This window comes from Bradyrhizobium sp. MV1.5 (assembly GCF_055807615.1).
In genome coordinates, this window is record NZ_JBVVPL010000059.1 from 22174 (window position 1) to 35954 (window position 13781).

The 13781-nt window shown below is 64.6% G+C and carries 11 protein-coding genes; 5 read left to right on the forward strand and 6 right to left on the reverse strand.

All coding sequences use genetic code 11. The features are described 5' to 3' along the window. Positions 1 to 139: 139 nt before the first annotated feature. From zapE to AC0L2J_RS32065, 3 genes are all read right to left on the reverse strand, one after another. Entirely contained in the window at positions 140 to 1324 is a 1185-nt protein-coding gene (gene zapE / locus AC0L2J_RS32055; protein ID WP_473395653.1) for a cell division protein ZapE, read from the reverse strand. 350 nt (positions 1325 to 1674) lie between these two features. Beyond that, complete coding sequence (thpR, locus tag AC0L2J_RS32060; RefSeq protein WP_007598862.1) at positions 1675 to 2211, reverse strand: RNA 2',3'-cyclic phosphodiesterase; 537 nt, start codon at positions 2209 to 2211, stop codon at positions 1675 to 1677. Positions 2212 to 2386: 175 nt separating this feature from the next. Next, positions 2387 to 3022: an arylesterase gene (locus AC0L2J_RS32065; protein WP_063996536.1), complete on the reverse strand. Its 636-nt coding sequence runs from the start codon at positions 3020 to 3022 to the stop codon at positions 2387 to 2389. A 55-nt stretch (positions 3023 to 3077) separates the two neighbouring features. Here AC0L2J_RS32065 and AC0L2J_RS32070 point away from each other — a divergent pair, with 55 nt between their 5' ends. From AC0L2J_RS32070 to AC0L2J_RS32085, 4 genes are all read left to right on the forward strand, one after another. After that, positions 3078 to 3800, forward strand: coding sequence for an ABC transporter ATP-binding protein (locus tag AC0L2J_RS32070; protein WP_007604314.1), 723 nt, complete (start codon positions 3078 to 3080; stop codon positions 3798 to 3800). Further along, entirely contained in the window at positions 3797 to 6367 is a 2571-nt protein-coding gene (locus AC0L2J_RS32075; RefSeq protein WP_473395654.1) for an ABC transporter permease, read from the forward strand. The genes AC0L2J_RS32070 and AC0L2J_RS32075 overlap by 4 nt, the downstream gene beginning before the upstream one ends. A 270-nt stretch (positions 6368 to 6637) precedes the next feature. Next, positions 6638 to 7429 (forward strand): Bax inhibitor-1/YccA family protein, encoded by a 792-nt coding sequence (locus AC0L2J_RS32080; RefSeq protein ID WP_007604312.1) that lies wholly within the window; start codon positions 6638 to 6640, stop codon positions 7427 to 7429. 228 nt (positions 7430 to 7657) lie between these two features. Then, entirely contained in the window at positions 7658 to 8188 is a 531-nt protein-coding gene (locus AC0L2J_RS32085; RefSeq protein ID WP_473395655.1) for a GNAT family N-acetyltransferase, read from the forward strand. A 116-nt stretch (positions 8189 to 8304) separates the two neighbouring features. Here AC0L2J_RS32085 and AC0L2J_RS32090 read toward each other — a convergent pair whose 3' ends face one another. From AC0L2J_RS32090 to acnA, 3 genes are all read right to left on the reverse strand, one after another. Next, on the reverse strand, positions 8305 to 8673 hold the full coding sequence (locus tag AC0L2J_RS32090) for a DUF2794 domain-containing protein (RefSeq protein ID WP_473395656.1): 369 nt from the start codon (positions 8671 to 8673) through the stop codon (positions 8305 to 8307). A 597-nt stretch (positions 8674 to 9270) separates the two neighbouring features. Then, positions 9271 to 10062: a DUF1223 domain-containing protein gene (locus AC0L2J_RS32095; RefSeq protein WP_063992354.1), complete on the reverse strand. Its 792-nt coding sequence runs from the start codon at positions 10060 to 10062 to the stop codon at positions 9271 to 9273. A gap of 231 nt (positions 10063 to 10293) precedes the next feature. Continuing rightward, positions 10294 to 13014 (reverse strand): aconitate hydratase AcnA, encoded by a 2721-nt coding sequence (gene acnA / locus AC0L2J_RS32100; RefSeq protein ID WP_063992353.1) that lies wholly within the window; start codon positions 13012 to 13014, stop codon positions 10294 to 10296. A 242-nt stretch (positions 13015 to 13256) separates the two neighbouring features. Between acnA and ccmA the strand changes: the two genes are divergently transcribed. Further along, the coding region (gene ccmA, locus AC0L2J_RS32105) for a heme ABC exporter ATP-binding protein CcmA (RefSeq protein ID WP_473395657.1) at positions 13257 to 13781 on the forward strand (525 nt) is incomplete at its 3' end.

Below are 13781 nucleotides of genomic sequence, written 5' to 3' on the forward strand. Positions count from 1 at the left end.
AACACCCCCCCCCCCACCCCCCCGCTCTGCGGCGGGGCGCGCCCCCCCCCCCCCCGTCCCTCACCCCCCCCCCGGGCGGGGGGGTTGGGGGGGGGGGGGGGGCGCCCCCCCCCCCCCCCCACCCACGGCCGTATAGGACTTAAGTCTCAACCAAACCTTTGGTCGAGCCGCTGGCTGTGGAATCCTTGCGGCCATGGGGCAGCGCCAGATAGGATTCCGAGCTCATTTCGATCAGGCGCGACGCCGTGCGCTTGAACTCGTTGGCCTCGTTGCCCTCGTTGGCAAGATAGAGCGAGATCGGGTTGGCATCGGCCGAGGCCATCAGCTTCACGGCATTGTCATACAGCGTGTCGATCAGCGTGATGAAGCGCTTGGCGGCGTTGCGCTGGGAGATGTCCATCACTGGAATATGGTCGACCAGAATGGTGTGATAATCGTGCGCCAGCCTGAGATAGTCGGATGCCCCGAGCGGCTTCTCGCAGAGATCGGCGAACGCGAAGCGCGCTACGCCGTGGGCCGAGCACGGCACGTGCAGGATGCGGCCCTTGATCGAAATATCGCGCGACTTGCATTTGGCGCCGCCTGACATCCTCGACCAGGCGCGATCGAGCGCGGTGTCAGCCTCAGCGTCTGCAGGAGTCAGCCACATCGGCACGCCCTGAAGCTTTTCCAGCCGGAAGTCGGTGCGCGCGTCGAGCCGCAGCACGTCCATGTGGTCGGTGATCTGCCGGATGAAGGGCAGGAACAGCGAACGGTTCAGACCGCCCTTGTAGAGGTCGTCAGGCGCGACGTTGGAGGTCGCGACCACCACGGTGCCGAGCTCCAGCAGCTTTGCGAACAGGCGGCCGAGGATCATCGCGTCCGCGATGTCGGTGACGTGGAATTCGTCGAAACAGAGCAGCCAGCTCTCCTCGAAGATCGCATGCGCGGTCAGCGCGATGACGTCACCATCGGCGATCTCGCCGCGTGCGATGCCCTGGCGATAATCGTAGATGCGCTCGTGCACGTCAGCCATGAATTCGTGAAAATGCGCGCGCCGCTTGTGCTCGACGGTCGAGTGCTGGAAGAACAGATCCATCAGCATGGTCTTGCCGCGGCCGACCTCGCCATGGACGTAGAGCCCGTGCGGCGCCTCGTCCTTGTCGCTGCTGAACAGGCGGCTGAGCAGCCCCTGCTTGCGCGCCGGCTTGTAATCGGCGAGCCGCTGGTCGAGCGCCGCATAGGCGTCGGCGATTTCGGCCTGCGCAGCGTCGGGCTCGATCGCACCGGACGCGATCTGGGCCTGATAGGCCTCGCGGAATGAGGAACTGGGGGTCGAGAGCATGCTCTTTACCGCCAGAGATGGGCGAAAATTGCAAGCCGTCAATTGGGGCGGGGCGCTATGCGCTTTCTCCCTCGCCCCGTTCTTACGGGGTCGCGACGAGCTTCGCTCGCGCTGAGAGGGTTGGGGTGAGGGGCCTCTCCGCACATGAGATGCGTCGTAAAGACCTGTGGGCGGGCGCCCCCCCTAGGGGTGGGGGGGGGTTTGTGGGGGGCCCGCCCGGGGGGAGGGGGTGGGGGGGCGGGGCCTCACCCCAAATCTGCTGCGTCTAAAAGACCTGTACCCCCTCACCCGGATTGCATCTTCGATGCAATCCGACCTCTCCCCGCAAGCGGGGAGAGGTGAAGAAGAACCTACTCACACAGCTCGTAGGCGTCCTCCACCACATAGGGGCCGCCGCCGGTTGAGGCGCGGGACGAGAACAGAACAAAACGTTCGGCCGTGAACGCCTTGCTGGGAAAATAGCCGCGCAGCGAAAGATAATCGGCGACGTCACGGTCGGTGGCGTCGTGCAGCCGGGCCAGCGTGACATGCGGGATGAACTTGCGGCCTTCAGGGTCGAGGCCGATCCGCTGCATCAGGCGCTCGAGCTCGGCCTGCAATTCCATCAGCGGCTTGCTCGGCACGATGGTGGCGACCACCGCGCGCGGCTTGCGTCCGCCGAAACTCTGCAAGCCCTGCACCTTCACCTCGAACGGCTTGCGGTCGACGCGAAACAGCATCGAGGCGATCTCGTTGGCGGACATGCCGTCGATATTGCCGATGAAGCGCAGGGTGACGTGGTAATTTTCGGGATCGATCCAGCGGGCGCCGGGAAGGCCGCCCCGCAAATTGGAAAGCGACTGGCCAATCTCGGCCGGAATTTCCAGACCAGTGAACAAACGCGGCATCGTTTCGCACTCCCGATGCTTGGGCATGATCCCTTCAGAAAGACCATGTCCAAATTTTAGAGCCGGCGACGAATCACCGGTACCTTAATTCCTATCGCAGTTGTGTGACTCTGCGAAGCATCGCGCGCCTCACCCCGGTAAAACCCTGGGAATTACGGTTAGCGTTGCCTGCTTTTCAACGCCGTTGCTCAGCTATGGTGCCAAGGAATGCCTCAACCGTAGGCAAGATATTCTTGACGATGATGTCGACACCGGCCGCGGTCGGATGAATGCCGTCGGCCTGGTTGAGCTTGGCATCGGCCGCGACACCGTCGAGAAAAAACGGATAAAGCGGCACGCCGAATTTTTTCGCCAGATCCGGATAAATCGAATTGAAGCGCGCGGCGTAATCCGCGCCGTAATTCGGCGGCGCCAGCATGCCGCACAGCATCACCGCGATCTTGCGTGCCTCGAGGCGCTGGACGATCTCGGTCAGCGCGGTGCGCGTCAAATCGGGATCGATGCCGCGCAACGCATCGTTGGCGCCGAGCTCGATGATCACGCCGTCGGTTCCGTCGGGGACCGACCAGTCCAGCCGGTCACGGCCCCCCGAGGAGGTGTCGCCGGACACCCCGGCATTGGTCATGCCGACCTCTATGCCTTTGTCTTGCAAAGCTTTTTGAAGCTTTGTGGGGAACGCTTCCTGGGCCGGGAGGCCAAGGCCGGCGCTCAAGGAATCGCCGAGAACCACCAGCTTGATCGGCTTCGCAGCCTCAGCCCATGCCGGGTTTGCGACCGTCATCAAAGCGAACATCAACACGGCTATGTGCATGAACAATCCGTAACGCCTCTCGACCGCGCGTGCGGAGTTGCCATATGACCGGACCATGGACACTCGCATCTCTTCCTCTTCGCTCGCCGACAGTTCGGCCGACACCATCGCCATCTCCAACGTCAATCTGTCATTGGGTACGGGCGCGGCACGCGTTCACATCCTCAAGGATATCAGCTTGCGCGTGGGCCGGAGCGAGACGATCGGCCTGATCGGCCCGTCAGGCTCGGGCAAATCCACGCTGCTGATGGTGATGGCGGGGCTGGAGCGTCCTGATAGCGGAGAGGTGGTGGTCAGCGGCACGCCTTTCAATGCCCTCGACGAGGACGCGCTGGCCCGCTTCCGCGGTCGCCAGGTCGGCATCGTCTTCCAGTCCTTCCATTTGATCCCGACCATGACGGCGCTGGAGAACGTCGCGGTGCCGCTCGAACTTGCGGGCAATCCCGACGCCGCCAAGCGCGCGGCGCAGGAGCTGCAATCGGTCGGGCTCGGCGACCGTCTGCATCATTATCCGACCCAGCTCTCCGGCGGCGAGCAGCAGCGGGTCGCGCTGGCCCGCGCATTGGCACCCGATCCCGCGATCCTCGTTGCCGACGAGCCGACCGGCAATCTCGACGAAGCCACGGGCCAACAGATCGTCGACCTCCTGTTCAGCAAGCATGCCGAGCGCGGCATGACGCTGGTGCTGGTCACGCATGATTCCTCGCTCGCGCATCGCTGCGATCGCGTGATCCGCCTGCGCTCCGGACGCATCGACACGCAGTCGGCACCGGCATGAGCATCGCTGCTGAACCGTTCACGAAGCCCAACGGCGTCGCGCTGTCGCTGCGCTACGCGCTGCGCGAATTGCGCGGCGGCCTGCGCGGCTTCTACGTCTTCATCGCCTGCATCGCGCTCGGCGTGATGGCCATCGCCGGCGTCGGCTCGGTCTCGGCCAGCCTGAGCGACGGCCTCGCCCGCGAGGGCCGTACGCTGCTGGGTGGCGACGTGTCGTTCGTCTTGTTTCAGCGCGAGGCGAAGCCGGAGGAAGTCGCCTTCCTGCGGTCGCGCGGCACCGTCTCGAGCGCCGCCACACTGCGCGGCATGGCGCGCTCGGCCGAGGGCAAGCTGGCGCTGGTCGAGATGAAGGCGGTCGACGACACCTATCCGATGCTGGGCCAGTTGACGCTGGCGCCGCCGCTGCCGATGTCCGACCTGCTCGCGGAGCGCGACGGCGCGTTCGGCGCGGCCGCCGATCCGACGCTGCTGGCGCGGCTGTCGCTCAAGACCGGCGATCGCGTCACCGTCGGGGCTGCGACGTTCCAGATCCGCAGCGCCGTCGAAGCCGAGCCCGACAAGCTCGCCGGTGGCATCGGCTTCGGCCCGCGCTTCCTGATCAGCGAAGCGGGCCTGCGCGCCACCGGGCTGGTCCAGCCCGGCAGCCTGGTGCGCTGGGTCTACCGGGTGAAGCTGCCGGAGATCGCCAATAGCGAGCGCGCCACCGACGCCTTCATCGCGGACGCACGCAACGCTGCGCCGCAGGCCGGCTGGGAGGTCCGCAGCCGCTCCAATGCCTCGCCGCAGCTCGAGCGCAACATCAACCGCTTCACGCAGTTCCTGACGCTGGTCGGCCTCGCCGCGCTGCTGGTCGGCGGCGTCGGTGTCGCCAATGCCGTCAAGGCCCATATCGACCACAAGCTCGAGGTGATCGCGGCCCTCAAGGCTGTCGGCGCCACGGGGCGCGACGTGTTCGGTATCTATCTGGCCCAGGTTCTCCTGCTCGCCGCAATCGGCTCGGCGATCGGCCTCGCGCTCGGCGCCGCCATGCCCTTCGCGATCGTCGGCCTGTTCGGCAAGCTGCTGCCGCTGCCGGTGGTGCCGGCGGTGCATGCCGACGAGCTCGCGCTGTCGTTCGTCTACGGGCTGCTCACGGCGCTTGCCTTCGGCCTGTGGCCGCTCGGGCGCGTGCACGACGTGCCGGTGGCCGCGCTGTTCCGCGACACCATCAGCTCCGAATGGCATCGGCCACGCTGGAGCTATCTCGTCTTCATGGCCGTCGTGATCGCGCTGCTCATCGCGGTCGTGATCGGGCTGTCCTTCGACAAGCGCATCGCGGCGGTGTTCGTGGCCTCCTCCGTGATCGTGTTCGGGCTGCTGCGCGGCATTGCCGCCCTGCTGATGACGATCGCGCGGCGGCTGCCGCGCACGCGGTGGCCGATGCTGCGGCTTGCGATTGCCAACATCCACCGGCCGGGCGCGCTGACGCCCTCGGTCGTGCTGTCGCTCGGGCTCGGGCTCGCCGTGCTCGTCACCATCACCCAGATCGACGGCAATCTGCGCCGTCAGTTCCTGGCGGCGCTGCCCGAGCACGCCCCGTCGTTCTTCTTCATCGACATTCCGAGCACGCAGGCCGAGCAGTTCGACTCATATCTGCGCCAGATCGCCCCTGGCGCGAAGGTCGATGACGTGCCGATGCTGCGCGGGCGGATCGTCGGAGCCCGTGGCGTCCGCGCCGAGGAACTCAAGCCCAGCACCGATTCCGAGTGGGTGCTGCAGAGCGACCGTGGCCTGACCTATACCGCCGAGCTGCCGAAAGGCTCCAAGGTGGTCGAGGGCGAATGGTGGAGCGCCGATTATGCCGGCCCGCCGCTGGTCTCGATGGAGAAGAAGATCGCGGACGGCCTAGGCCTCAAGCTCGGCGACGAGGTCGTGGTCAATATCCTCGGCCGCGACATCCCCGCCAAGATCAGCAATCTGCGCACCATCGACTGGCAGGGCCTCGGCATCAATTTCGTCCTCGTGTTCTCGCCGAACGCCTTCAAGGGCGCGCCGCACACCCACATCGCGACGCTGACGGAAACCGGCGGCGATGCCGCCGGCGACGGCAAGATCATCAGGGAGGTCGCTGACGCCTATCCGATGGTGACGAGCGTGCGCGTGCGCGAGGTGATGGAGACGGTCGGCTCGGTCGTGACCAACCTGGCGCTGGCGATCCGCGGCGCCAGCGCGGTGACCCTGATCTCGGCGATCCTGGTGCTCGGCGGCGCGCTCGCCGCCGGCCATCGCCACAGGGTCTACGATGCGGTGATCCTCAAGACCCTGGGCGCGACCCGGCTGCGGCTGCTCGGCGCCTATGCCCTCGAATACCTCCTGATCGGGCTCGCCACCGCGGTGTTCGGCGTTTTCGCCGGCAGCGTCGCGGCCTGGATGATCGTGACCCGGCTGATGACCCTCACCTTCGTCTGGCAGGCCGGCAGCGCCGCCGGCGTGGTCGCGGCTGCCTTGGTCGTCACGGTGGGCCTCGGGCTCGCCGGCACGCTCCTGGCGTTGAACAAAAAGCCCGCCACGGTGTTGCGGAATTTGTGACAAATGGTAGCGGGCGGTTGCGCGGGAGCCAAATCGCACGATTCCAGCGATTAACCACGTCTGCTCGCCAGGATTGCGGGCGAGGGCGACATTCAGCCGCGCGTGGAAGGTTGCAGCGGATGTGTTAGTTTCCCACATATCGAGTGGGTTCGGAGTCCCGATTGTTAGCCAAAATTTAGTCGGCAGACATCGGTATCCGAGATAGAATTTGACGAACCGGCGGCATGGCGACCCTCATGCCGGACCGGACCAACCAACGGGAATTCGACCATGTCGGACCTAGACCGTAACTACGCTTCTCCTTTCGGCAGGGCCGCCGGGCGTGTTGACGCCGCGACGGTCGATGCCGGCCTGCGCGCCTACATGCTGCGCATCTACAACTACATGAGCATCGGCTTGGCCATCACCGGCCTTGCCGCGCTCGGCGTCTACATGGCCGCCGTGACTGACGTTCCGACCCCGGAAGCGGTCCGCGTCGGCAAGCTGTTCCTGACGCCGTTCGGCTACGCGATGTTCGTCAGCCCGCTGAAGTGGCTGTTCATGCTCGCGCCGCTCGCCATGGTGTTCGTGATCTCGGCAGGCATCAACCGTCTCGCTCCCTCGACGGCCCAGATCCTGTTCTGGGTGTTCGCGGCGCTGATGGGCATCTCGCTGTCCTCGATCTTCCTGGTGTTCACACACACCTCGATCGTGCGGGTGTTCTTCATCACCGCGGCGACCTTCGGCGCGCTCAGCCTCTACGGCTACACCACCAAGCGTGACATGAGCGGAATGGGTTCGTTCCTGTTCATGGGCCTGATCGGCATCGTCATCGCGAGCCTGGTGAACCTGTTCCTGGCGAGCTCGGTGCTGCAGTTCGTCGTATCGGTGGTCGGCGTGCTGGTGTTCGCGGGCCTCACCGCCTGGGATACCCAGCGGCTGAAGAACGACTACATCTACGGCTACGCCTCGGCCGGCGGTGACATCGCAGAGCGTGCGGCCATCACCGGCGCGCTGTCGCTGTACCTGAACTTCATCAACCTGTTCACGCTGCTCCTGCAGCTCCTCGGCCAGCGCGACTAAGCGCTGAGGCGAGAGTGAACGACACCAGCCCCGGCCGAAAGGCCGGGGTTTTTGTTTGGGGCGAGCCTCTCAACACCCACCGTCATTGCGAGCGAAGCGAAGCAATCCAGAGTCCCTCCTCTGGCGCATTTCTGGATTGCTTCGTCGCAAGGGCTCCTCGCAATGACGGAGCATGAGGAAGCACCGTTGCCTCTTCCAGCCGTCCCGGGAAGGCTCTAATCTCGCCCCATGTCCGCACCCGATATCAGGCCCACCACTGAGGCCGACCTTCCCGCCATCACCGCCATCTACCAGCAGGCCGTCCGCGAGGGCACCGCGACGTTCGAGCTGGAGCCGCCCGACCTCGCCGAGATGACGCGCCGCTACCGCACGCTGATCGACGGCGGCTATCCCTATTTCGTCGCCATCCTCGACGGGCGCGTCGCCGGCTACGCCTATGCCGGTGCCTACCGGCCGCGGCCGGCCTACCGCTTCACCGTCGAGAACTCGATCTATCTCGATCCATCCTTCCACCGCCGCGGCATCGGGGCACTCCTGCTGGAGCGGCTGATCATCGAATGCGAGGCGCGCGGCTTCCGCCAGATGATCGCCGTGATCGGCGATTCCGCCAATGCCGGCTCGATCGGCGTGCACACCAAGGCCGGCTTCAAGATGATCGGCACGCATCCCAGCGTCGGGCTGAAATTCGGCCGCTGGCTGGACACCGTGATGATGCAGCGGGATCTTGGTGAGGGCGCGAAGAGCGTGCCGGGGAAGTAGAGGCTACCGTCATTCCGGGGCACGCGCAGCGTGAACCCGGAATCCAGAAGTTGTGGGCGAACAATATCGAGATTCCGGGTTCGCGACTTCGTCGCGCCCCGGAATGACGGGGGTGCTCACACCACCGCCAGCTTGCGATCGATCACCAGGAGCACGCGCTCCAGCTCGTGGCCACGGCGCAGGATCAGGCCCGTCGCCGAGATCACGCTGTACATGCCCTGCTTGCGCGCGAGGCGCGGATCCTTCTCGATACGATAGATCGGCACCTCAGAGGCGCGGCGAAAGACCGAGAACACGGCGCGATCCCTGAGGAAGTCGATGGCGTAGTCGCGCCACTCGCCGTCGGCGACCATCCGGCCGTAGAGATTGAAAATACGGTGCAGCTCGAGCCGGTTGAACGTCACGCGGCTCAGCTGCGCATTCGAAGCGGCGGGGCGCGCCGCCGCGCGCTGTTCGCTCGGATCGGTATCCTCCGACAGACTCATAGGCCGCCTCCTGTCGCATCAGCATGACCACGTCCGCGAAGACCGTCCCCGGAACCAAGGATCATGACAGTTGCATGATCGCGCCAACTGTTCCCCGCCGCAAGGCCCTCAAACGGAGTTTGGATCCGGGCAAATCCGCCCCACACGCAACGGTGGAACTCTGTCGCGGCAAACCGTCACGGGATCGTTAGCAGGAATCATAGTGTCGCCGCTTTTCCGCCAAGCGACTGCCGCCCTGCATTGCGAAAAGACCTATGTGCGTTGACCCGGTCCTTTCGGTTCCGGATTCCTCAGCCCCCAGCCCCCCGGGGCCGTCAGGATCGGGTCTGTTCGCACGACAAGGAGGGCCAACGCGAGTTGGTCCTTTTTTGTTTGGGTCGGTTTTGTTCGTGTCGGGATGTTTCTGCCTCGACGGATATCTCACCATCTCAGCACAAACTCTCTCCCCTCATACTGAGGAGCCGCGAAGCGGTGTCTCGAAGGATCGAGGCCTGAGATGTCTGCAGCCGGGCCTGCATGGTTCGAGACGCGCGCAAGGGCGCGCTCCTCACCATGAGGGTTGAGAGCGAGTACGACGCCTAGGAAGAAAGAATGGAATCAGTGCAGCGACGTGTACGCCGCGCCCAGCATCGGGCCCGGTCTCTCCCGGCTGCCGTCCTGGACATAGACCACGGCACCGTCGACGCCGTCGCGCGTGAGGTTCTCGATCGGCACCGTCCAGCTTTCCGGATGGCCGGTCCAGTCGCCGACCTTGAGCAGGTTGCGCACCACGTTGTGATAGATGACCTGCTGTCCGCGATTTTCGCCACGGCTGATCGCGATCGGCACCGACTTCGCAATGGAGCAGATCCAGACCTCGCCGTGGGACGCCGTCGGCTCCTTGCTCGCGGCCACCGAGACGTTGATCTGTTTGCCAGCGAGCGACATCGTCACGGGCACGCTCATCACACCAGTGCCCGTGTCGGTTTTGCCGATGGCGCTTTCGATGCCGGTGCGGTCGCTGCCGACGACATGCGTGGAGCCGTTGACCACAACCTGCGGCGTGTAGACTTCGCGGTCGCCGCGCATGCGTGAATAGGCACGCTGCCGTGCAGAGAAGCGCGAATCGGCCAATGTGTCCTTCCAGCCGAGATAGTCCCAATAGTCGATCGGCATGCTCAGCGCGATGATCGAGGGATCGCGGGAGAGATCGCCGATGATCTTGTCGGCCGGCGGGCAGGAGGAGCAGCCCTGCGAGGTAAACAATTCGACAACGGCGCGGGGATCAGCCTCGGCAGGGCGAATGACGGCGACGATCGCACAGAGACCAAGTGCACCCGACCAGAGGGCGCCGGACCACCTCGAGATCACGTTGCGTGAAACCAGATGAGAAGCCGTCATTGTTGTCATGTCGAACGCCGCACACCATTGCTCGTGAGAGGGAAATCTTACCGCCGGATGGTCACCGTAGTCTTACGGGCCTCACACATTTGTCCGTCCAAGAACCGTCCAAGACGAGGTTCTCTGCCGGGCGGGCCCATCTGAAGCCTGCCGCAAACGCGTGAAGGCGGCCTTGTGATAGGCCGCCTTCGTGTAACCTACTACTCACTTCGAAGTGAGCCACCGTTCACAAATCCGCGCTTACGCCGCGAGCTTGCGCAGCACGTAATGCAGGATGCCGCCGTTGCGATAGTATTCGAGCTCGTCCAGCGTATCGATGCGGCAAAGCAGCGAAACGCGCTGCAGCGAACCGTCGCCGGAGACGATCTCGGCGGTCAGCTTCTGGCGCGGCTTCAGATCGCCGATGAGACCACGCAGCGTGACCTTCTCGTCGCCCTTCAGGCCAAGCGAGGACCAGGAGGTGCCGTCCTCGAAGGTCAGCGGCAGCACGCCCATGCCGACCAGATTGGAGCGGTGGATGCGCTCGAAGCTCTGGCAGATCACGGCGCGCACGCCGAGCAGACGCGTGCCCTTCGCGGCCCAGTCGCGCGACGAGCCGTTGCCGTATTCGGCGCCGGCGAACACCACCAGCGGCACCTGCTCCTGCTGGTACTTCATCGCGGCGTCGTAGATCGACATCTGCTCACCGTCAGGCCAGTGCTTGGTGAGACCGCCTTCCGGAATATTGCCGTCGGCGCCCTTCAGCATGAAATTCTTGATGCGGATGTTGGCGAAGGTGCCGCGCATCATGACTTCATGGTTGCCGCGCCGCGTACCGTACTGGTTGAAGTCGGCCGGACGCACCTGGTGCTCGCTGAGATATTTACCCGCGGGCGAGGTGAGCTTGATCGAACCGGCCGGCGAGATGTGGTCGGTGGTGATCTTGTCGCCGAACATGGCGAGGATGCGGGCCTCGACGATGTCGGTGACCGGCTCCGGCTCCTTCTTCATGCCTTCGAAATAGGGCGGGTTCTGCACATAGGTCGAAGACATGTTCCAGCGATAGGTTTCGCTCTCGACGGTCTTGATCTTGCGCCAGTTGGTGTCGCCCTTGAACACGTCGGCATACTTCTTCTTGAAGATCGACGCGGTCACGAACTTCTTCATGAAGGCGTTGATCTCCTTTGTCGTCGGCCAGATGTCCTTGAGGTACACCGGCTTGCCGTCCTTGCCTTCACCGAGCGGCTCGACGGCGAGGTTCTTGGTGACGGTGCCCGCGAGCGCGTGGGCGACCACGAGCGGCGGCGAGGCGAGATAGTTCGCCTGCACGTCCGGCGAGACACGGCCTTCGAAGTTGCGGTTACCGGAGAGCACCGCAGCCGCGACGATGCCGTTGTCGTTGATCGACTTCGAGATCTCCTCGGGCAGCGGACCGGAATTACCGATGCAGGTGGTGCAGCCGAAACCGACCAGGTTGAAGCCGACCTTGTCGAGATCGGCCTGGAGACCGGAATCGGCGAGATAGGCCGCCACCACCTGGCTGCCCGGGGCGAGCGAGGTCTTCACCCACGGCTTTGCCTTGAGGCCCTTCGCGGCGGCGTTGCGCGCCAGAAGACCGGCGCCGATCAGCACGCTCGGGTTCGAGGTGTTGGTGCAGGAGGTGATCGCGGCGATCACGACGTCGCCATGGCCGATGTCGAACTTCTTGCCTTCGACGGCAAAGCGCTTCGCCGGCTCCTCGGCCTTCTTGTATTCGCTGGCGAGGGCAAGCGAGAAGCCCTCGGCCACGGATGGCAGCGCAATGCGGCCTTCGGGACGCTTCGGGCCGGCCATCGAGGGCACGACGTCACCGAGGTCGAGCGTCAGCGTCTCCGTGAATACCGGATCGGCCGACTTGGCGGTGCGGAACAGCCCTTGCGCCTTCGCATAGGCCTGCACCAGCGCGACGCGCGCCGAGGCGCGGCCGGAGGTCTTGAGATAATCGAGCGCGGCGGCATCGACCGGGAAAAAGCCGCAGGTCGCGCCATATTCGGGCGCCATGTTGGCGATGGTCGCCTTGTCGGCGACCGAGAGATGGTCGAGGCCGGGGCCGAAGAACTCGACGAACTTGCCGACCACGCCGAGCTTGCGCAGCATCTGCGTCACGGTCAGCACGAGGTCGGTCGCGGTGACGCCTTCCTTCATCGCGCCCTTCAGCTTGAAGCCGACGACGTTGGGCAACAGCATCGACAGCGGCTGGCCGAGCATGCAGGCTTCCGCCTCGATGCCGCCGACGCCCCAGCCGAGCACGGCGAGACCGTTGACCATGGTGGTGTGGGAATCGGTGCCGACCAGGGAGTCGGGATAGGCGACCTCGAATGTGCCGGTCTTCTTGCCGACCGTCATCTTCTCCTTCTTGGTCCACACCGTCTGGGAGAGATATTCGAGATTGACCTGATGGCAGATGCCGGTGCCGGGCGGCACGACGGAGAAGTTCGAGAACGCCTTCTGGCCCCACTTCAGGAACTCGTAGCGCTCCTGGTTCTGCTTGTATTCCTCGGTGACGTTCTTGCCGAAGGCCTTGTTGTCCCCGAAAAAGTTCACGATCACGGAGTGGTCGATGACGAGGTCGACCGGCACCAGCGGATTGATCTTCTCGGCGTCGCCGCCAAGCTTCTGCATCGCGTTGCGCATCGCGGCGAGATCGACGACGGCGGGCACGCCGGTGAAGTCCTGCATCAGCACGCGCGCCGGGCGGAAGGCGATCTCATGCTCCAGCGACTTCTTGCGCAGCCACTTCGAGACCGCGACGATGTCTTCCTTCTTGACCGAGCGGCCGTCCTCGTTGCGGAGCAGGTTCTCGAGCAAGACCTTCATCGAGTAGGGGAGTTTCGAGATTCCCTTCAGACCATTCTTCTCGGCCGTGGGCAGGCTGTAATAGACATAGGTCTTGGCTCCGACCTTGAGGGTCTTTTTGCATTTGAAGCTGTCGAGCGAGGTCATGTAGGAAATCCCAATTGTCAGTTATACCCGGCAGGGTATTTTAACACCGTCAGCGTAGGCAGGCTGAGTCGCTTGCGGGGGCAGGTTGAGTTGCTGCATCAAGTAGTTCCGGGCTTATAGAAGCTTTCTAACCGCGCCGCCACAGCCACAATCGAGCCGCGGCAATCCGCGAGCCAAAAATTCCCGTACGCTACCCCAAGATTTCCTGAGGCCTGGCTTTGAGCGGATCGATACGAGACAAGATGCAGCTTTCCGGACGCCGGGTCATTTGCGTGCGGGGCGGGCGCGAGGTGTTTTCCGGGCTCGATTTCGACGCCGGCTCCGGCGAAGCCGTGGCAGTCGTGGGCCGCAACGGATCGGGCAAGACCTCGCTGCTGCGGCTGATCGCGGGGCTGCTCATTCCGGCGGGCGGCACGATCGCGCTGGCCGGAGGCGATGCCGAGCTGACGCTGCCGGAGCAATGCCACTATCTCGGTCATCGCGACGCCCTGAAGCCGGCCCTGAGCGTGGCGGAGAATCTGACATTCTGGGCCGATTTTCTGGGCGGCGAGCGTTTTGACGCCGGCGAGAGCCTCGCCATCGTCGGGCTCGACCATGCCGCCGATCTGCCCGCCGCCTTCCTGTCCGCCGGCCAGCGCCGCCGGCTCTCGCTGGCCCGCCTGCTGACCGTCCGCCGACCGGTCTGGCTGTTAGACGAGCCGACCACGGCGCTCGATGTCGCGGGACAGGAGATGTTTTCCGGATTGATGCGCGAGCACCTCGGCCGC